Annotated in this window: 15 protein-coding genes and 1 pseudogene; 12 read left to right on the plus strand and 4 right to left on the minus strand. The window is 71.9% G+C overall.

Features of this window, described 5'->3' with window-relative positions; all coding sequences use genetic code 11:
• The 9 genes from AC08OO_RS00590 to AC08OO_RS00630 form a co-directional block, all read left to right on the plus strand.
• Positions 1-1,280, plus strand: a 1,280-nt coding sequence (locus AC08OO_RS00590) for an aminotransferase class III-fold pyridoxal phosphate-dependent enzyme (protein WP_476618135.1), incomplete at its 5' end; no start/stop codon positions are given.
• Positions 1,273-2,079 carry an APH(3') family aminoglycoside O-phosphotransferase gene (locus AC08OO_RS00595; RefSeq protein ID WP_476618136.1) on the plus strand — a complete coding sequence of 269 codons (807 nt, stop codon included), beginning with the start codon at positions 1,273-1,275 and terminating at the stop codon, positions 2,077-2,079. The genes AC08OO_RS00590 and AC08OO_RS00595, both read left to right, overlap by 8 nt.
• Positions 2,079-2,825, plus strand: a complete 747-nt coding sequence (locus AC08OO_RS00600; protein ID WP_476618137.1) for a PIG-L deacetylase family protein — start codon at positions 2,079-2,081, stop codon at positions 2,823-2,825. Before AC08OO_RS00595 ends, AC08OO_RS00600 begins: the two co-directional genes overlap by 1 nt.
• Positions 2,822-3,946: a radical SAM protein gene (locus AC08OO_RS00605; protein WP_476618138.1), complete on the plus strand. Its 1,125-nt coding sequence runs from the start codon at positions 2,822-2,824 to the stop codon at positions 3,944-3,946. The genes AC08OO_RS00600 and AC08OO_RS00605 overlap by 4 nt, the downstream gene beginning before the upstream one ends.
• 22 nt (positions 3,947-3,968) lie before the next feature.
• Positions 3,969-4,709, plus strand: a complete 741-nt coding sequence (locus AC08OO_RS00610) for a TylF/MycF/NovP-related O-methyltransferase (protein WP_011437746.1) — start codon at positions 3,969-3,971, stop codon at positions 4,707-4,709.
• A gap of 2 nt (positions 4,710-4,711) precedes the next feature.
• On the plus strand, positions 4,712-5,752 hold the full coding sequence (locus AC08OO_RS00615; RefSeq protein ID WP_023841786.1) for a zinc-dependent alcohol dehydrogenase: 1,041 nt from the start codon (positions 4,712-4,714) through the stop codon (positions 5,750-5,752).
• Positions 5,749-7,020, plus strand: coding sequence for a DegT/DnrJ/EryC1/StrS aminotransferase family protein (locus AC08OO_RS00620; protein WP_476618139.1), 1,272 nt, complete (start codon positions 5,749-5,751; stop codon positions 7,018-7,020). The genes AC08OO_RS00615 and AC08OO_RS00620 overlap by 4 nt, the downstream gene beginning before the upstream one ends.
• Positions 7,021-8,322, plus strand: a complete 1,302-nt coding sequence (locus tag AC08OO_RS00625; RefSeq protein WP_476618140.1) for a glycosyltransferase family 4 protein — start codon at positions 7,021-7,023, stop codon at positions 8,320-8,322.
• Positions 8,319-9,236, plus strand: a complete 918-nt coding sequence (locus AC08OO_RS00630; RefSeq protein WP_476618141.1) for a hypothetical protein — start codon at positions 8,319-8,321, stop codon at positions 9,234-9,236. Before AC08OO_RS00625 ends, AC08OO_RS00630 begins: the two co-directional genes overlap by 4 nt.
• Here AC08OO_RS00630 and AC08OO_RS00635 read toward each other — a convergent pair.
• The 3 genes from AC08OO_RS00635 to AC08OO_RS00645 are packed head-to-tail and all read right to left on the minus strand — an operon-like array spanning position 9,161 to position 16,148.
• On the minus strand, positions 9,161-10,798 hold the full coding sequence (locus AC08OO_RS00635) for a GMC oxidoreductase (RefSeq protein ID WP_476610270.1): 1,638 nt from the start codon (positions 10,796-10,798) through the stop codon (positions 9,161-9,163). The two genes, AC08OO_RS00630 and AC08OO_RS00635, sit on opposite strands and share 76 nt — an antisense overlap.
• An 8-nt stretch (positions 10,799-10,806) precedes the next feature.
• Positions 10,807-14,145: an MFS transporter gene (locus AC08OO_RS00640; RefSeq protein ID WP_476618142.1), complete on the minus strand. Its 3,339-nt coding sequence runs from the start codon at positions 14,143-14,145 to the stop codon at positions 10,807-10,809.
• Positions 14,142-16,148 carry a hypothetical protein gene (locus AC08OO_RS00645; RefSeq protein ID WP_011437739.1) on the minus strand — a complete coding sequence of 669 codons (2,007 nt, stop codon included), beginning with the start codon at positions 16,146-16,148 and terminating at the stop codon, positions 14,142-14,144. The genes AC08OO_RS00640 and AC08OO_RS00645 overlap by 4 nt, the downstream gene beginning before the upstream one ends.
• 413 nt (positions 16,149-16,561) lie before the next feature.
• Here AC08OO_RS00645 and AC08OO_RS00650 point away from each other — a divergent pair, with 413 nt between their 5' ends.
• On the plus strand, positions 16,562-17,548 hold the full coding sequence (locus AC08OO_RS00650; protein WP_160172370.1) for a radical SAM protein: 987 nt from the start codon (positions 16,562-16,564) through the stop codon (positions 17,546-17,548).
• Complete coding sequence (locus AC08OO_RS00655; RefSeq protein WP_011437737.1) at positions 17,542-18,693, plus strand: epoxide hydrolase family protein; 1,152 nt, start codon at positions 17,542-17,544, stop codon at positions 18,691-18,693. The genes AC08OO_RS00650 and AC08OO_RS00655 overlap by 7 nt, the downstream gene beginning before the upstream one ends.
• 89 nt (positions 18,694-18,782) lie before the next feature.
• On the opposite strand, the gene AC08OO_RS00660 is transcribed toward AC08OO_RS00655, so the two are convergent.
• The gene (locus AC08OO_RS00660; RefSeq protein ID WP_476618143.1) at positions 18,783-18,953 is read right to left on the minus strand and encodes a hypothetical protein; all 171 of its coding nucleotides are present in this window, start codon (positions 18,951-18,953) and stop codon (positions 18,783-18,785) included.
• A 410-nt stretch (positions 18,954-19,363) separates the two neighbouring features.
• Between AC08OO_RS00660 and AC08OO_RS00665 the strand changes: the two are divergent.
• Positions 19,364-20,466, plus strand: a pseudogene (locus tag AC08OO_RS00665) (benzoate/H(+) symporter BenE family transporter); the annotation flags it as partial.

Raw genomic sequence — 20,466 nt, forward strand, 5'->3', positions numbered from 1 at the left:
CGGAGGACTACGACATCGGCACCCGGTTTCCCTCGGTCTTCGTCTCGGCCCAAGGTTCCTGGATGGAGGACGTCGAAGGTCGGCGGATCCTCGACGTCACGGCCGCCAGCGGTGCCCTCCTGCTGGGCAACCGCCATCCGCGGGTGGTGGAGTCGATCACCCGTTGCATCGCCGAGCACGGCACCGTCTTCGCGAGCACCCTCTCGCTGCCCCGCATCGAGCTGGCCGAGCGACTGTGCGAGCGCTACCCGGCCGGGGAGAAGGCCGTGTTCAGCAAGACCGGGTCGGAGGCGACCACGGCGGCCATCCGCCTGGCGCGGGCCGCGTCCGGACGCGACGTCATCCTCACCTCCGGCTATCACGGCTGGCACGACTGGCACCTGTCCTACCTGCGCATCGGCTATGACGCGGGCAACCGGATCGGCTGCTTCGGCTACAGCAGGCACGCCCTGGCCCGGATGCTGGACGCGTTCGGCGACGACGTGGCCGCGGTGATCGTCACACCGGAGCCGGCCTGGTTCGACGAGGAGTACTACCGCGGCCTGTCGCGGCTGTGTGCCAGCAAGGGCGTCCTGTTCATCATCGACGAGGTGATCACCGCCTTCCGGTGGGGGGTGCGGGGGCTGAACGGGACCGGGAACGTCCCGGCGGATCTCATCACCATGAGCAAGGGCCTGGGCAACGGGCACTCGATCTCGTCGGTGGTGGGCCGGCGGGACGTGATCGACGCCTACGACACCGCCGGGGTCGCGGGCACGTACACCCGTGAAGTACCGCCGATGGCCGCCGCCCTGGCGGTGCTGGACGAGATCGACGGCACGCAGGCCCATGCCAACGCCGAACGGCTGGGCGGGGTCCTGCGCGACGGGATGCGCGACGTCCTCGCCGCGGTCGGTATCCCGGCCGTGGTCGCCGGCCCGCCGATGATGTTCGACGTCGTGATGCCCTCCGAGCAGATCTCGTGGGACGTCTACCGGGCCGCCTTCGACCACGGCGCCTACTTCGAGGACAGCGGGACCCACATGGTCACCACCGCCTTCACCGACGCCGACGTGGATCATGCCCTGGCCGCCTTCGAGAAGGGCGCCCGCGAGGTCGCCGAACGGCACACCTTCGAGGCGGACGCGCTGTCGCCGGAACGCCTGGCCCAGTTCCGCGCCGAGGCGTTCGGCGGTGAGCTCGACGACGAGGTGGTCCGGCAGCGCATCGAACAGACCGTGCAGGCGGTGGTGGAGCGGGACCCGGCCCTGGCCCGCCGGCTGGATCCGTCCTGTGGTTGAGGCTCCGTCCCGACCCGTCGCGGCACCGGGACCCGGCCCGGACCGGGCCTGGGCACACGTCGTGACCCGCTCCTACGGCACCCGGGTGTACCGGCTCGACGGGCACTACCTGAAGTCGGCGCCGCGACGCGGGCGCGAGGACCATCGCTTTCAGGCCGAGGCCGAGGCCGAGCGGCTCTCGTGGCTGGCCCGGCAGGGGATTCCGGTTCCCGAGGTGGTCGACGTCGGCGCCGACGAGACGCACATGTGGCTGGTCACCCGGGAGGTGCCCGGGGTCCCCGCGGCGGGACCCTGGCCGGCGGACCGGCTCGACCGGGTGATCGACGCGGTGGCCGAACTCGTCCTCGCCTTGCACGGCCTGCCCGCCGCCCGGTGTCCCTTCGACCGCACCCTGCGGATCACCCTCCCGGCCGCCCGGCACGCCGTGCGGACGGGCACCGTCGACCTGGCCGACCTGGAACCACGCCACCGCGGCTGGAGTGCGCAGGACCTGCAGCGGGAACTCGACGCCACCCCGGCACCGGAGCAGGAGCAGCTCGTGGTCTGTCACGGCGATCTCTGCCTGGACAACGTGCTGCTCGACCCGGACACCCTGGCCCCGACCGCGCTGCTCGACGTCGGCCGCTGCGGTGTCGCCGACGTGTGGCTGGACCTGGCCGTGGCGGTGCGCAACATCGGCGAGGAATGCACCCGCTGGGGCTACGGTCCGGGCCACGCGGCCCGGTTGCTGGCCTGCTGCGGCCGACAGCCCGATCCCGTGCGCGAGCACTACTACCGGCTCCTGGACGAGTTCATCTGATGGGGTCGACGGTGCTGCTGGTGTCCCCGCACCCGGACGACCTCGCCTGGTCCGTCGGTGCGACCGTCGCCACGCTGGCCGGCGCGGGACACGACCTGCACGCGGTGACCGTCTTCGGGCGCAGCCGCTATGCGCCGGGGTCGGCGGCGCACGGGGACGCCGCCTCGGTCACCGCGCTGCGTACGGCCGAGGACGCGGCGTGGGCCGACCGGCATGCCGGCGCCGCCCTGGTGTCGTTGCGGCTACCGGACGCCAGCCTGCGCGGGTACACGGACGACACGGAGATGGGTGCTGCCGCCGACCCCGGGCTGGTCCGCCGGGTGGCCGACGGGCTGGCCGCGCTGGCGGCCGCCGTGCGGCCGCGGTTCCTGCTGGCCCCGATGGCCGTCGGCGGCCATGTCGATCACGAGGTGGTCCGCCGGGCGGTGGACGCGGTGGCCCCCTGCCTCGTCCCGGAACCCTCGGTGGTCTGGTACGCCGACCTGCCCTACGCCGCGGCGACCGGCCCGGCGCCGACGCGGGCCGGGACCCTCGTGGCGGCCGGTCCGTACCGGCGGGCCATCGAGCGCGGGGTGCTGTACTACCCCTCCCAGCTGCCCGGCGAGCACCTGCCCGTCCTGCACCGGTACCTCGCGGCGGAAGGCGGTGAGCGGCTGCGCACCGACGAACCACGGGCGACCGAGGCCCTGGCCAACCTGCTCGGTCGAGCGGACCTGTCGGACACGAGATTCGGAGCCCAGCGATGATTCCACTGACCCCGGTGGTCAGGACCATGCCCCGGTACGTGACGGTGTTCGTGAACTGGTCGTGCAACCTGACCTGTCGTGAGTGCTGGATGTACGGGGACTCGGCCGCCGAGAGCGGCTGGCTGGCGGACGTCCGCCGCGACCAGATGAGCCTCGAGATGTGGACCGCGCTGGTCGACGAGCTCGCCGCGGACACCGGCACCCCGGAGACGACCTACCTGACCATGATGGGCGGCGAGCCGCTCATGCACGATCACGCGGTCGAGCTGATGCGGATCGCCAAGGAACGGCTGCCGTCCTGCAACCTGGACATGAGCACGAACGGCACGCTGCTCGACCGGCATGCGGCCGGCATCGTGGCCAGCGGCATCGACGACGTCTACCTGTCCGTCGACGGCCCCTCTCCCGAGGTCAACGACCCCATCCGCGGGCGCAACGCCTTCGGGCGGGCCATGAGGGGCCTGGCCGCCCTGCAGGAGGAGACGCGGCGCGCCGGCCGGGGGCCGAAGGTCGCGATCAACTTCGTGGTTACCGGCATGAACTACATCCACCTGCCCGAGATGGTCCGGCTCACCGAACGGCTGGGCCTGTCCGAGATCACGGTGGGCCTGTCGAGCTTCTTCACCCGCACGGAGGGCGAGGGTTCCCGGGCCGCCTTCGAGGCTGTGACCGGCCGGCCCTTCCTGTCCTGGGCCGGGTACTGCAACGAACACCAGCACGCCGACCTCGATCCGCAGCGGCTGCGCGACCTGCTCGACGAGGCGATGAACACCTCCGACTCGGTGTCGGTCCTGGTCCCCCCCGTCCGCTACAGCAACGAGGACAAGAGCAGGTTCTTCACCCCCCGGTGGCACCAGACCGTCCGGGAGCGGACCTGTGTGAAGCTCTGGGCCCAGACCACGGTGCTTCCCAACGGCCAGGTCGTGAGCTGCACCACGTTCGCCGACACGGTCATGGGGTCGCTGCGGGACGGATCCCTGCGGGAGGTGTTCCACGGCGAGACCTACACCCGGATGCGGGAGACCCTCCGGCAGGGGCTGCAGCCGATCTGCTACCGCTGCTGCGAGTTGAACATGGACATCGACGTGGACCCGACCCTGTACGACGCGGTGGCCCGGTGAGCGATCTGACGAGGTGGAACACATGCCAACGCCCGACCGTATAGAAAACGCCACCTACCACGACCAGGATCGTGCTCGGAGAATCTACGGCGAGGCCTTCCGAGCCACCTTCGAGTACGTCTACGGGTGCCACATCCCCGGTGCGGTGGCGGAGTTCGGCTGCTTCCAGGGATTCAGCTCGCTGCTCCTGGCCGATCTCCTCGTGGAGTTCAACGCCATGCACGAATTCTACGACGTCCTGCATCCCCGGAATCTGTACCTGTACGACTCCTTCGCGGGCTTCCCCAAGAGCGTCGATCCGGTGGACGTCGCCTCCTACGAGGTCGCCGACACCGGTTACTGGCGCGAATCGGAGGACGCGGCCCCACCCGGCACCGAGGAGATGCTGCGCCGGGAGTTCACCGCCCGTTTCGGCGACCGGGACTGGACCGTCGTGCGCGGGATGTACGAGGAGACGTTGCTGTCCACACCCATCACCCGCCCGGTGGCCATCGCCAACCTGGACTGCGACCTCTACGCGTCCACGTCCCAGGTGCTCGACCACCTGTTGACCCACCGGTTGATGCCCGACGGTGCGGTGCTGCTGATGGACGACTACAACTGCAACCGCGCGAATCCCCGGTTCGGAATGCGACGGGCCATGCGCGAGTGTTTCGCCCGCACCGACGGGTTCTACGACTACAGCGAGTTCCTGCGCTATGGATGGCACGGTCGCGCGTTCTTCGTCCACCGGCTGGGCGACAGCCCGAATCCGGACGCCTGATCATGACCGATGACGACATGCTGGCCCTGGTGGTCCGGGGGCACCGTGACCACGGCCTGGAGCGGCGTCCCCGGCCCGAGCCCGGTCCGGGCGAGGCCCTGGTCGCGACCGACTTCGCCGCCATGTGCGGTACCGACCTGCGGTTGCTGGACGGGACCCTGCACGACGCCGAGTACCCGGTGATTCCCGGGCACGAGTGGTCCGGCACGGTGCTGGCGGCCCCCGACCGCCCCGAGCTGGTGGGCCGGGCGGTGGTGGGCGACAACTTCCGGCTCTGCGGCCGGTGCCCCGCCTGCCTCGCGGGACGGCCGAACCTGTGCACCGACATCGACGAGGTGGGCTTCACCCGCCCGGGTGCCTTCGCCCAGCTGTTCACCATCCCCGCCGCCAACCTGGTCGCGCTGCCGCCACAGGTCCCGGGCCCCCAGGCCTGCCTGCTGGAGCCGCTCGGCGTGGCCCTGCACGCCGTGGAACGGGCCGGGGCGGTGTCCGGCCGGTCGGTCGGCGTGATCGGCGCCGGAACGATCGGCCTGCTCGTCGCCCAGCTGGCCCGCGGCGCCGGGGCGTCCCGGGTACGGGTGGCCGATCCCCTGCAGTCCCGCCGGCGGATCGCCGCCGACCTCGGCGTCGACGCCGACCCGGGTATCGAGGGCTGGCACCCGGACCTGCCGGAGGTTGTCTTCGACGCCACCGGAGCGGCCGGCGTGTTCCCCCGTGGCCTGACGGCGACCGCGGTCGGCGGCGTCTACGTGCTCGTGGGCTACTCGGGAGCCGAGGCGGTCACCGTCGAACCGAGCACGGTGATGCTGCGCGAACTGACCGTGCAGGGTGTGCTGTCCGGTCAGGGGCAGCTGCGCACCGCCCTGGCCAAGGTCGTTGCCGGCGAGGTCCGCCTGGGTCCCCTGACCGGCGACCCGGTCCCGCTGACCTCGTACCGCAGTGTGCTCGAGCGCGACGGACCGGCACCGTTGCGCCTCTTCTTCCACGTCGGCGGCGACCGGACGGCCGGCGCCACCAGCCAGGAGCAGGGGGTAACGGCATGAGTGAACTGGCCCTTCTCGGTGGTACGCCGGTCCGGCGGGACCGTCCCTGGCCGAAGTGGCCCCAGTACGACGCGGCCAGCGAACAGGCTCTGCTCGACGCGCTGCGATCCCGCCGGTGGGCGGTGAGCTGGGCCAGCGACGGCACCCACGCCTGTGAGCGGCGGTTCGCCGAGGCCTTCGCCGCCTACAGCGACGTTCCCTACGGGGTGAGTGTCGACCACGGGTCCAGCGCCCTCGTGGTGGCGCTGGAGGCGTTGGACATCGGTCCCGGCGACGAGGTCGTGGTGCCCACGCTGACCTGGGTCGCCCCGGTGACGGCCGTGCTGCGGGTGGGGGCGCTGCCCGTGCTCGCCGACAGCGACCCCGAGACCGGCTGCCTGACCGCGCAGAGCATTCGGGACGCCATGGGCCCCCGGACGAAGGCGGTGATCGTCGTCCACCTGGCCGCGACGGTCGCCGACCTGCCCGCCATCACCGCCCTGACCGAGGACGCCGGCATCCACCTGATCGAGGACTGTGCGCAGGCGCACGGTGCGCGCTGGGGGGACCGGGCCGTCGGCTCCTTCGGGGCGATCGGAGCGTTCAGCTTCCAGAACGGAAAGGTCCTGGCCGGCGGCGAGGGCGGCGCCGTCATCACCGCCGACGAGCGGCTGTACCGGCGCGCCCAGCAGCTGCGGGCCGACTCGCGCCGCTATCACCCCGGCCTCCCGGTGGCCGGCACCCTCGAACTGGTCGAGGACGGCGAGGTGATGGGGGCGAACTACTGCATGTCGGAGCTGACGGCCGCCCTCCTGCTCGACCAGCTTCCCCGGTTGCAGGACCAGCACCGGCACCGGGCGAAGACCGCCGCCGACCTCGAGCAGGGGCTGGCCCGGCTCGGGGGGTTCGGCCCCATCCCCGTGCCCGAGCAGGTACAACTGCGTTCGATCTACGAGTACGGGGTCCGTTTCCCCGCGGGAACCTTCGGCGCGGTGCCGCTGGACCGGGTGGCCCAGGCCCTGACGGCCGAGCTGGGCATGACCTGGTATCCACCGGACGCTCCCCTGCACCGCAGCGTGATGCTGCGCCCGCACACCAAGCGCCGCTTCGCGGCCACCTGGACCGAGGCCGCCCGCGACCGGGCGTTCTCCCGTGACTTCGGCGGCGCGCGCCGCTACTGCGAGACCACCCTCCTGTTCCATCACTCGGCGCTGCTCGGGGACTCGACCGACGCGGACGACATCGTGGCCGCTCTGGCCAAGGTGCGCGACCGCCACCCGGACCTCTGAGTGACCACCCGGACGACCGGGCCCCGGCAGGCAGCGGCCGGACCCGACGGTGGGAGTCCGCCGCACGTTCTGCGGCTGACGCCCTACTACTTCCTCGCCGACCGGGAGCTCACCCATCGGGAGCTGCAGTACGAGCCGATCGGCGGCATGCAGGTCCAGATCATGCAGACCACCGAGCAGATGTCGGCGCTCGGCGTGCGCCAGTCCGTGCTGCTGCCCCGCCGGCCGGGGATGCCCCGCTCGCTGATGCTCGACCCGCGCACCCGGCTGGAACTGCTCACCCTGCCGGTGGCGCCGATTCCCACCCGTTCCAAGGGCTACATCGGGTTACTCGTCTCCTGGGGACTCGCCGTCGTCGTCGTCTGCGTCGGCAAGCGACTGCGCGGGACTCGTCGCCAGTACTCCCTGATCCACGTCCACTGCAGCGAGCTGCCCTGGACCTTCCTGTTCGCCGTGCTGGCCAGGCTGCTCCTGGGGCGGCCGCTGGTGCTCACCGTGCACTGCAGCGCCATCGCGACCTTCCATCCGGAGACGCCCCTCGGCTGGGTGCTGATCGGCCCGGCCCGGTTCTTCGAACGGCACGCCGTCCGGCGGGCCGACGCGGTGGTGGTGCTCACCGACCGGGTCCGGCGGGCCTACCTGGAGCGCGGCCTGACCGGGCCGGACCGGGTGCACGTGGTCACCGACGGCGTTCACCTGGCCGACTTCCAGCGCCCGGGGGCCGAAGCGCCGTCCGAACCGCCCTCGGAACCGCCGGTCGTGCTGTACTGCGGCCGGTTCGCTCCGGAGAAGGGATGGGCCGACTTCGTCGACGCCGCGGCCCTGATCGTCGCCAAGGGCGTCCCGGCCCGCTTCGTGATGTGCGGCGACGGCAACGAGCTGGAACGCTGCCGGGCCCGCGCACGCCGGCTCGGCATCGCCGATCGCATCGAACTGCCGGGTCATCTGGATCGCTCCCGCCTCCCCGACGTCGTCCGGGAGGCGGCCGTGGTCGTCATCCCGTCCCGGCACGAGGAGATGGGTGGCACGGTCATCGAGGCCATGGCGGCCGGCAGGCCGGTCGTGGTGACCGACGTCGGCGGACTGCCGACCGTGGTCGGCCACGGCATGGCCGGCATCATCGTGCCTCCCTGCGATCCCCCGGCCCTGGCCGAGGCGGTCGCGGAGCTGCTCGACTCGCCGCAGCGGTGCGCCCGGCTCGGTGCGGCCGGGGCGCACCGGGCGCGCCAGTTCGACCAGGAGTCGGTCACGCGCCGCCTGCTCGACGTCTACCGGCTCGTCCTCGCCCACAGCCGCGGATGAGCGCGTTCATCCATCCCCCGGACGAGGACTTCCTCGGCCGGTTCGTCGCGCGCAACCCGTGGCTGGGCGCACGGCAGGCGCTGCTGGCGCGGTGGCTGGACGATCCGACGGACCGCGAGGAGATCGCTGCCCGCCTGGCTGTCCCGCTCGGACGACTGCTGTACTCGTTCAACGACACCGCCCCGCTGCAGGAGCCGGTCCGCTTCGGCTACCGGCGCACCGGCTACGCCGTCGTCGGCATGGCGGGGGTGTGCGACGACATCGTGGGCGGGCGCTTTCCCCGCTTCGGCAGCCCGGTGACGCTGCGCTGCTTCCTCGACCCCCCGGGGCTGCTGCCCCGGGGGATGCTGGAGGCCGCCGACTGGAACTTCATGGACGCCGGCCGGGACGGCTTCCTCGGCTACTGCTACGGCGTCCGGCACGGGGACACCCTCTACCTGGCCGGCCTGCAAAGTGACCTGGCCGCCCGTTACGCCTATCTCTTCCAGGCCCACGGCGGGCGGACCCACGTGCGGGTCGGCGAGGAGGTGGTGCACGGCGACACCACGGCACTGGCGGCCCGGTGGGGATCGCACGTGCCGCTGTTACGGCGGACCTTCCAGCGCTACTGGATCGACGTCCTGCTCGCCGGGGTACTGGCCTGGTCGGTGCAGGACGGCGGGCTGGACGCCGTCGGCGTGCTGCGGTTTCCGCTGACCGAGGCGGAGGGACGGTCGGGACATCTGGTGCACCGGGTGTACCGGGATCTCCCGGACCGACTCGGCTGTTCCCCCCGCACGGTGGTGGTCGGCGCCCGGCGGCATCCGTACCAGGTCGCCCGTCTGGAGCAGGTGGCGGACTACCTCGGCGACCGGTTCGCCGCGGTCACGCTCGGCCCGACCAGTTCCCCGATCGGGACGCGACCGGTGGCGTAGCGCTCCGCGAGGAGCCGATGGGCCACCCGTAGCGCGAGCGCCTGGATGGTCAGCGTCGGATTGACCCCGCCGGGGAACGGCAACAGGCCGCCGTCGGCTACGAAGACGTTGTCCGCGTCGTGCAGGCGGCCGTCGGGCCCGGTCACGCTGGTGGCCGGGTCCTCACCCATGCGGCAGGTGCCGTGCAGGTGCCCGCTGCCGAGCGCCCACCCGGACGCCTCCCGCACGATGACGTCGCAGCCGGCGGCCCGCAGCAGCGCCTCGCCCTGCCCGAGCATGTACTCGGAGCGGGCGAGGTCGCGCGGATGGGCCTGGTAGTCCATCAGGACGTCGGGCACGCCGTGGGCGTCGGTCCCCGGCCCCAGCCGGACCCGGTTGCCCGGTTGGGGTTCGTCCGGTACCAGCGCCTCGATCCGCAGCAGGTGTTCGGTGTCCCGTAACCGGTAGGTCCGCTCGGGCCGGTTCTCGTAGAGCAGGCCACCCAGCCCGCCCGGCGCCGCCGGGTCCTGGTAGAGGTCGGTCACGCAGCAGGTGGAGATGGGTCCCAGGCCCATCAGCCGGCTGCGGGCGGGCGCCGAGGTCGGCTCGTGGCAGTACCCGACCAGATATTCACCGATCTTGAAGCAGAGCCCCCGGCCGACCATGTCGTGTGAGTTGCCCAGCCCGGCCGGATGCCGCACGGTGGTCGAACGCAGCAGCAGCGCGGCAGTCTGCACGGCGTTCGCGCACAGCACGAAGTGCCGGGCCCGCAGGACGACGCGCTCGCCGTCCGGCATCCGGACGCACCGCAACGCGGTGGCGTCGCGACGCGCGTCCCCGAGCAGGGCCTCCGCCTTCAGCCCGGTGAACAGGCGTGCGCCCGCGGCCATCGCCGGCCGCAGGAAGCGGTCCAGCGCGTCCCCCTTGGCGTGGATCGGGCAGCGCCGTGAGATGCAGGGGGCATCCGCGGCGCACACCGGGCGACCGCGGTACTCGATGCTGTTGACGCCCAGGGGGGTGGGAAACGGTGCCCAGCCCATGGACCTCGCGGCCTCCGTCAGCCGCCGCCCCTCCGCCGTGGTGGCCACCGGGGGCAGCGGATACGGCCTGGACCGGACCGGCAGGCTGGGGTCGCCGTCCGCGACACCCGCGACGCCGATCAGATCCTCGACGGCGTCGTAGTAGTCCGTCAGCTCCGCCGGCTCAAGCGGCCAGCGCAGCGGCAGGTCGGCCCGGCCCAGAACGGTCTCCGGGTCGAAGTCGAGCGGGCGGTGGCGGAACAGGACCCCCCCGAAGAACAGCGTGCCGCCACCCACGTTGCAGGTCGTCCAGGGTGAGCCCACCTTGGCCCAGGTGCCGTTCTCCTGCCGCACCCAGGCGGACTCCCCCGCGGCCAGCACGTCGTCGTAGCTGTCCTCGTCCGTGACGAACCCACCCTGCTCCACCACGGCCACCGACAGCCCGGCCCGGGCGAGCAGCCAGGCGACGACCGAACCCGCCGCCCCGCTGCCCACCACGCAGATGTCGTACTCGTCCGCCAGCTCCTGCGGGGTGGGAGCCGGTCGGTAGCCCGGTGGGACCATGCCTCGCCTCATGCCCGAGCCGCGCCGAGCGGGTCCTTCCGCTCGCTGGCGGACGGCGGGGCACCCGACATGGCGCCGACCGGCTGGGCCTCGCGGGTGTCGGGGTGCTCGGGATCGAGCATGGGCAGGTTGTAGGCGAAGATCTTGCCGGTGCGGAGCTGGATGCGGCTCCACTCGTCCGGGTAGCGCTGCGGGAAGATCGAACGCCGCTGACGGGTGGCTCCCGCCAGCAGTCGCTGCTGCTTCCTCGGGGGCGCCGCGGGCGGCGCCGCTCGGAAGTCCTGCTCGCACAGGTCGATCAGCGCCCGGGTGTCCGCCCTGATCCCGTCGGCCAGGTCACGCGCCGCGTCGCTGGCGCTGCTACCGGACTCCCTGGCCTGCCAGTAACGCAGCACCCGCAGGCCGTGACCGAGCATGCCGGTGTTGATGCCGCCGCTGGTCAGGTGGTGGGAGTTGCCGAAGGAGTCACCGGCCACGACCGCGTTCGCGGCCACCAGGGCGTCGAGCCCGATCCGCTCCGTCACGGTGAAGAGCTTGGGGCCGTAGGAGAGCTGGTTGTACTCGATGGCCCGGCGTGGGATCTCCGTCAGCTGTGCCGTCTGGTCCAGGAAGTAGCGCCGGAGCAGGAACTGATGCCCGGCGAAGTAGGGCTTGGAGTCCTTCGGCGTCCCGGCCGGGACCAGGCCGGCCTGGATCGGGTCGAACGTCTTGTACGGCGGGACCTCCAGCATCGTCCAGCCGATCTGCGCGTCCTCCTCGTGCCCCACGCACCGCTGGTGGACCCAGTACTCGTTGCCCGCCTGGTCGAACTCCGACGCGCGACGGACACGGATCCGGTCGGCGAGGTAGATGTCGACGTTGCCGACCAGGAAGTCGGTCTCGGCCGGCACAGGGCCCCGCCCGTCGCCCCGGTCCACGCACACCGTCTCCTGACGGAATCCCAGCCGGGCCGCGTCCGGGCTGTCCAGCCCCTCGGCAATCATGATCAGCCCGGGGGTGCCGAGGTCGACCGTCTCGCTGTACGGCACCCGCACACGGCGGAAGGCACCCCGGTAGTCCAGCTCGCGCACGGCCTCGACCCGGACCCGCACCCGGCCGTCCGCCGTGCGCTCGAAGCCCCGTTCCGCGACCGGGGTCCGGCGCAGCGCCGAGGGCAGCCACCGGCGCTCGCGGTCGGAGGACTCCGACGTGGCGACCCGGTGGTAGGGCAGGACGCGCACCCGCGGCAGGGCTTCGCCCCGGTCCCGGTCGATCTGTTCCAGCCCCTCCAGGTACCGGCGGAGCATGACGAGCAGTTCCTCGGCCCCGACCTGGAACATCGACTGGCTGCCCAGCACGTCCGAGAGGTCGTGCTCCAACGCCGCGGGGTCGAGCCCCTCCGGGCCCTCCAGGGGGTCGAGGACGTTGATCTCACGATGCGCCCGGCCCTCCCGGTAGCGGTCGTCGATGGTCTCGTAGTGCCGGGCGAGACCGCCGATGTGCGCGTCCGACTCGAAGCCGGTCACCACCTCGTCGCCCCGCACGGATCCTGCCCTGGTGTGCCGGGAGAAGAAGCAGTCGGCCAGTCTGAACGGCCGGCCGTCGCCGAGGCGCGGCAGCAGATCCTCGCCGTACCGCTCCAGCATCATCGAATCGATCATCGCGAGGTGGTGGTAGATCTCCTCGCGCATCGTCCAGCGCATCACCGACACGTAGGGCGAGCCGCGCAGTTCCACTCCCACTGCACGCCTGCCCATGGCCACCGACCAGAGCATGGCCATCATGTTGGTTCCGCCCAGGCCCAGAGCCAGGAAATCCGGGTCGGACAGGCCGGTGTGGTCCTGGGTCAGACGCTGCGAGGCCCGGGCCCGGTCGAGGGTCTTCGGTACGCTCGTCGGCACCGCCGGCCTGAGGAACAGCACCGTCAGCACCAGCGCGACCAGGCTGGCCCCGCTCCCGATCCAGAAGGCCAGGTGATATCCGCCGGTCAGGGCCTCGGCGTGCGTGCTCCCCCGCGAGACGAGCGTCGTGGTGCGGTCGGCGGCCACGGTCGCCAGGACGGCCAGGCCGATCGCCGGTCCGACCTGCTGGGTGGTGTTGACAAGCCCGGAGCGCAGTCCCCGGTCGGCGGCGGTGGCATCGGCCATCACCATGGTCAGGGAGGACGGGTACCCGAGGCCGGCGCCGGCGCCCAGAAGCACCATGGCGGGCAGGACGTCGCGCCAGTAGTCACCGTCCGCCGGAGCAACGGCCAGCAGGGCGAGGCCCGCGGTGATGAGCAGGAGGCCGGGCACCAGCACGGTCTTGGGGTCGATCTTCTCCATCAGTCGCGGCGTCGCCTTGAGGGAGATCACGGCCACCATGAGGGCGGTGGGCAGGAAGGCCAGCCCGACCTCCATGGCGCTGAGCCCCAGCACCTGGCGCAGGTATAGGGCCCCGAGGAAGAACATGCCGCCCATGCCGGCGATCATCAGCGCCTGCACCACGTTGGCCCAGGCGACGTTCCGCGCCCGGAAGATCGACAACGGGACGAGCGGATTGCGGGCCGTCCGCTGCCGCACGACGAAGGCCGCCAGCAGGGCTGCGCTGATCCCCACCAGCGCCCAGGTCAGCGGTGTCGCGCCGTCGGCGAAGCGCACGATCGTGTAGACCGTGAGCATCAGTCCGCTCGTGATCAGCAGGACGCCCGGGACGTCGATGCTGCGGTCGTCGAGCACCTCTCGTTCGTCGTCCACCAGCCGCGCGCCGAGCGGCAGGACCAGCAGGCCCAACGGAACGTTGATGAAGAAGGTCCAGTGCCAGCTCAGCGCCTCGGTGATCCAGGCCCCGAGCAGCAGCCCCAGGGCGGCACCGGCGGAGGAGACGAACGCGTACAGGCCGATCGCCTTGGCCTGCTCGATCGCGTTGGGGAAGGTGGAGACGACCAGACCGAGCACGACAGCCGCCGCCAGCGCACCCCCCACCCCCTGAACGAAACGGGCGGCGACCAGCGTCTCCGGGTTCTGGGCCAGGCCGCAGACGAGGGAGGCCGGCGTGAACAGCGCGATTCCGGCGAGGAACATCCGCTTGGCGCCGACCAGGTCGCCCAGCCGTCCGGCGAACAGGAGCAGTCCGCCGAACGGGATCAGATAGGCGTTCACCACCCACGAGAGCCCGGCGGCGGAGAACCCCAGGTCCTGGCCGATGGAGGGCAGGGCCACGTTCACGATGGAGGTGTCGATCACGATGGCGAGGGCGCCGGTGCAGAGCACCAGCAGGGCCCACTGCCGTTCACGCAGGCTGCGGTAGCGGCTCACGATCAGGCGCCGCGACTGGACGGTCTCGTTCAGGCTCCCGAACGAGTCGCCCTTCGGCTGGAAGATGCTCACTGAGCTGCCACCTCGGCCATCGCACCGTCCATCCCGCCCATGGCACCGCCCGGCTGGACCATGCAACCGCCCATCCCGGCCCCCATCCCGGCCGTAGCACCGTCCTGCTGGGCGTCGGCAGGATCAGGCAGCCCACCACCGCCGCGCACGACCGGGTGGGTCATCGGGATCGGGGGCAGGGCCAGGGCGTGCATCCGCCCGCTGCGCACCAGCAACCGGCGCCAGTCCGACGGGTCGAGCGGCACCAGGGTGTGCCGGTGACGGCGGGTGGCGTCGATCGTGGTCGCCCGGGCGGACGACCGGTGTCCGCCGGCCGCCTCGATCGTGGCGATCCGTTCGGAGCCGAAGTTGATCGGCAGGGCGGTGCTGAACTCCTGCGCGCTCACCGCGAACCAGTCGTCGGTGTCCTGCTTGATGCCGTCGGCCAGGCCGCGTATGGCCTGCTCGTGGGGCACTCCGGCGTCCCGGGCCTCCCAGTACAGCTTGACGCGGTGCCCGTGACCGATCATGCCCGTGATGGCGCCGCCGCTGGTGAGGAAATGGCCGTTGCCGAAGGTGTCCCCGGCGACGACCCCGTTGGCCGCGACCTGGGCGTCCACCCCGGCCCGCTCGACCAGGCTGAACAGCTTCGGACCGTACGGCATCTGGATCCTCTCCAGTTCCGACACCGGCATCTCGCAGATCTGCGAGACCTGGTCCAGGTAGAACTCCCGCATCAGGTGCTGCACGCCGGCCCGGTACTGCTTGGACTTGCGGTAGGTACCGGGCGGCACCAGGCCGGACAGGATCGGGTCGAACGTCTTGTAGTCGGGAACCTGCACCAGGATCCAGCCGACCTCGGCGTCGTCCTCATGCCCCACCGCGATCTGCCGCACCCAGTACTCGTTGCCCTCCTTGTCGAAGTCGGAGGCGATCCTGCGCCGCAGCCGGCCGTCGACCAGCACCTCCAGCAGGCCGGCGAGGTAGTCGGCCTGCGCCACGACCGGCCCGCGGCCGTCGTGGTGGTCCACCAGCACGTCCTCCTGCCTGAAGCCTAGGCGGTCGGCGTCGGTGCTGTTGAAACCCTGCGCGATCATGAACAGCTCGGGAATCCCGATGTCGATCACCTTGCTGCCCGGCACCCGCACGCGGTGGAACCTGCCGTTGTAGTCCAGCTCCCTTACCTGCTCGATGCGGATGGACTTGCGACCGCCGGAGGCGTCCCCGAATCCCTCCTCGCGGCGCAGCCACTTCAGATAGCCCGCGTCGCTCCCGGTCCCGGTGGTGACCACCCGGTGGGACAGGAACAACCGCACCCGCGGCGTGACGCCCCGGGCCAGGTCCATCCGCTCGACCCCTTCGAGGTAGCGGCGCATCAGCACCATCACCTCGGAGGCCGCGCTCTGGAACGTGGAGGGCCCCTCCAGCGCCTCGAGGGTGCTGCGCCCCACCCGGGTGGGGTCGGGCCGGCGCGGGGGCTCCGGCGGCGTCAGCACGGTCACCGTGCGGTGCGGCTTCCCGTCCTTCCAACGGTCGTCGATGAACTCGGTGTGGAAGATCCGGCCGCCGATCCGCGCGGGCTCGCCGACCAGCGCGTCCAGGAATCCGCTGACCACCTCGTCGGCCGTGACGGCGCCGGCGGGCGTGTCCGGCCGGTAGAAGCACTCGGCCAGGATGAACAGGCTCCCGTCGCCCCGGCGGGGGATACCCGCCTCGCCGTAGCGCTCGAGCATCATCTGGTCGATCAGGCCGAGGTGGTGGTAAAGGTCCTCGCGAATGTTCCAGTGCACGCCCAGCGAGGGGTCACCCCGCAGCTCGACGCCCACCACCCGCCGGCCCAGGGCCAGCGACCAGAGCATTCCCATCATGTTGGTGGCGCCCAGGCCGAGGGCCAGGAAGTCGGGATTGAGGACTCCGGTGGTGTCATCGGCCAGGCCCGTGTCCTGGACGGTCTCGTCCAGCCGGGCCCAGGCCTGCCGCCGGGGAACAAAAGAGTTCAGGACACGACGAACGTCCACGCCCATAATTCCTCCATGACAATCTGCCAGATCGAGGTTCAAGAGCGCGGAGCGCGCCTCCACGGACGGCCGACAGCCAGAAGGTCCGTGGAGCGTTTACCGCCAACCGGTCCGCCCCAGCCAACTTGGTCCCGACGGTACCTACGCCTCGAATCGAACGTCAAGGGCGCCGTCTTCTACGCGACACCGGGACCCTACCGATCCCGCCCGCCCACCAGGCTCTTTCAGCCGACGTTCGGGCCGGTGCCACCATGATGCCCGAGCGCATCAGTCCCGACCCGAGATGGTTGCAGGAGAAAAAATGGTGGACGTTTCGCTCCCCGCTGGCTACCGTGCCAAAGGAGAAGGACGTGCTTCGGGTGGACCGACGTGGGGGGGCAATGACACGGAGCGCCAATGACACGGGGGCCAAGAATGACGTGGGGGCCGATGTGGCCGGCGGCATCGCGATCTGGGACCGTTTCCCCCCGACCCAGAGAATGGTCATCAACTACACTCTGACCTGCAATCTTGCGTGCGATCACTGCATTGTGGAGTCGAATCCGACCCGCCGGGAGCGGCTGACCCTCGACGAGGTCCGGTCCGTACTCGAGCAGGGGCAGCGCACCGGGAAGCGACACGTCACCTTCAGCGGGGGCGAGGTCTTCCTCTACCCACAGGTCATGTGCCAGGCCATCGCCCACGGCGTCCGGCTCGGCTATGTCGTCGACGTGGAGTCCAACGCCTTCTGGGCCCGCAACCCCGCCCAGGCCGAGGCCAGACTGCGGCCCTTCGTCGAGGCCGGCATCCACGGCCTGTCCCTCAGCGCGGACGTCCACCACATGCGGTACTTCCCCGTGGAGCGACCGATCAACGCCGCCCGGGCGGCCCGGGCCAGCGGCCTGGCCACCGAGATCCAGTTCTGCACCTCGGCCGACGAACAGGCCGACGAGCAGATCAGGGCGGCCCTGATCGCGGCCGGCGAGCCGTTCGTGGTGCTCGAGCTGCTCGATCGGGGCCGCGCCCGGGAGATGCACCGGATCTGGCGGGGACGTCCGGTCACCGAGCTGCCCGACTGCGACGATCTGACCACCACCGTGCACGCCACCGGTGACGCCTATGCATGCTGCCAGCTCGACATCGGCGTCGACGACATGAAGCGGACGCCGGTGTTCCTGGGGCCCGTGCGCGGCCCGGGATCGGACCCGGCGGAGCAGGCCCGGCGGGAACGGCTCGTGCACGCCTTCCACGACCCGCAGTCCCCAGCCTACTTCCGGACCATGGTCGCCGAGGATCCGCAGTTCCAGGACCTCGCCGACGCGCGGTTCACCAACATCTGCGATTTCTGCCTGCGGGCCCTGAGCGACCCGGCCCGGGTGGCGGCCCTGGAACGGGTGCTCGCCCGGGCCGGACGGACCGCGTGCTGATCACACCGTCCCGGATCCGGGTGCCCGAGGACGTCCTGACCGGACTGCGGCAGCGGATCGCGCGGGTGCGCTGGCCGCAACCGGCCCCCGGCCCGGCCTGGTCCCAGGGCACCGACCTGGCGTTCCTCCAGGGAATGCTCGCCGACTGGGCCACCTTCGACTGGCGTGCGGCCGAGGAGAGAATCAACGGCGGGTACGACCAGTTCGTCGCCGAGGTGTCCGGGCTGCGGGTGCACTACGTCCATCATCGGGTGCCGGGGGCCGACGGTCCGCCGGTCATCCTGACCCACGGCTGGCCGAGCAGCTTCGTGGAGATGCTCCCGCTCGTCGACCGCCTGCGCGACCCCGCGGCGTACGGCATCGACGCTCCCGCGCGGGATGTCGTCGCCGTGTCCCTGCCCGGGTATCCCTTCTCCGAGCGTCCGGCCGGGGAACACACGCTGCGGGACACCGCGCGTGTCTGGCACGACCTGATGACCGGGCTCGGCTATCCCCGGTACCTGGCCGCGGGCAGCGACTTCGGTTCCGGGGTCAGCACCTTCCTGGCACTCGACCATCCCGACACGGTGGCCGGGCTGTACCTGACCGATCTCGAACTCGACCCCGTCCTGGACCCGGCCGTCGACCCGACACCGCTGTCCCCGGCCGAGCGTGCGTATCTGGACGCCGGCGAACGGTGGTCGCTGACCGAAGGCGGCTATCACGCGATCGCGTCCACCCGGCCCCAGACCCTCGCGTACGGGCTGACCGACTCGCCCGCCGGGCTGGCCGCATGGCTGCTGGAGAAGTGGCGTGCCTGGTCGGACTGCGCCGAAGGCCGGGTGCCCCGAGTGTCCCGGGAGTTCCTGCTGACCACGCTCACGCTCTACTGGGCCACCGGTTGCGTCGGGAGCACGCTGCGCGACTTCCACGACAACCGCCAGGTCCAGGAGGGCATGACGGTCGGTGACCGGGTCCTCGCCCCCACCGCGTTCGGGCGTTTCGGGAACGGCCTGGATGACCTTCGCCCGCCCCCGCCCGAGTTCGTCGGACGGCTGTGCCGCGTGGTGCGCTCCACGGTGCACGACGAGGGCGGGCACTTCCCCGCGGTGGAGGTTCCCGACCGGCTCGCCGCCGACATGCTCGCCTTCTTCGCCGAATGCTGACCCTCGGATCCCGCGCGGGGATGACCGGATGGCCCGGCCCGGCGGCCCGGCGCACCACCTTCCCGCGTCCGGACCGCGGCATCCTCCCACTACAGGCCGTGCAGTGACAGGCCGTGCAGTGACAGGCCGTGCAGTGACAGGCCGTGCAGTGACAGGACGTGCAGTGACAGGACGTGCAGCGCCTCCCGGCGGGCCTGGGCATCGGAGGGGTGGGGACGCCCGGTCGTGACGCTGTCCGGCGAACGTCCGTCGGGCAGCACCTTCCAGGGCGCCAGGTTGTGGAGACGGGAACTTCGTGTGAGCGGACGATCCCGCCGCCCCACACCCCCACCGCTCGCGCCCCGGGAGAGCCCGGGGCCGGGCTGGTCACCCGCGGCCGGGTGCCGGTGGCGGCCGTGGCCTCGTGACGGGTGCCGTATCCGCGGTCCGTTTTCATGGTCCGCCGCCGAACGGCCGACAGTAGTGTTCCGGGGATGGAACAGCGCGATCGTGACCTTCCGGACCTACCGTCGGCGCCGATCCCGCTGTCACCGTGAGCGACGGCGGTTCAGGCCGGTCGGATCCGCCGGATCCCGCGGACGGCGAGGCGGCTTCGGGGGTTCGGGGCACCCATCTGGTCAGCGCAGGCGCCGTCACGGCGCTGGTCGGGTTCGCGAGCACGGCCGTCGTGGTGCTGGCCGGGCTGCGGGCGGTCGGGGCGGACCCCGCGCAGGCAGCCTCGGGCCTGCTTGCCGTCACCGTCACCCAGGCGCTCGGGACGCTGTGGCTCAGCCGCCGGCACCGGATGCCGATCCTGCTCGCCTGGTCGACGCCGGGCGCGGCGCTACTCGCCTCGACCGGCGCGGTCGACGGTGGCTGGGCGGCGGCGGTCGGGGCCTTCGCGGTCTCGGCGGCCTGATCCTGCTGACCGCGCTGTGGCCCCGCCTCGGGACGCTCATCGCCGCGATCCCAGCGCCGATCGCGCAGGCGATGCTCGCCGGTGTCCTGCTCTCGCTGTGCCTCGTTCCCGTCCACGGGCTGGTGGACCATCCGGCGCTCGTCGCGCCGGAGGTCGTGGTGTGGCTGGTGCTGCTGCGGGTCGCGCCGCGCTGGGCGGTGCCGGCGGCGTTCGCCGCCGCGGTGGTGGCGGTCGGGATCTGGTTCGGCCGGCACGGCGGGCCCGACAGGCCGCTGCTGCCCCGGGTCGCGCTGACGGCACCGACGCTGAACTGGGCGTCGATGCTCTCGCTCGCGGTTCCGCTCTACGTCGTCACGATGGCCTCGCAGAACGTGCCGGGTGTCGCGGTGCTGTCCTCCTACGGGTATGCGGTCCCCTGGCGGGAGGCGATGACGGTGACCGGGGTCGGCACCGTTCTCGGCGCGTTCGCCGGCGGCCACGCGATCAACCTGGCCGCGATCACCGCGGCGCTCGCCGCGAGCCCCGACGCGCACCCCGACCCGCGACGACGCTGGGTCGTCGCCCACCTCGCCGCCTGGACCTTCCTCGCCCTCGCCCTGCTGTCCACGCTCCTGGTGACGGTCGCGGCCGCCGCCCCCACCGGCGTCACCACGGCCCTCGCGGGCCTCGCCCTCGTCGGCACACTCGCCTCGGCGCTGACGTCGGCCCTGGCCGACCCGGCCGAGCGGCAGGCCGCGGTCGTCACCTTCGTCGTCGCGGCCAGCGGCGTCACCCTCGCCCGCGTCGGCGCCGCCTTCTGGGCCCTCGCCGCCGGCCTCCTCGTCCGCGCCGCCCTGCGCCGCGGCCCCACCCCCGCCGGTGCCCCCGCGCAACGC

The organism is Frankia sp. CeCAU1 (assembly GCF_977971845.1).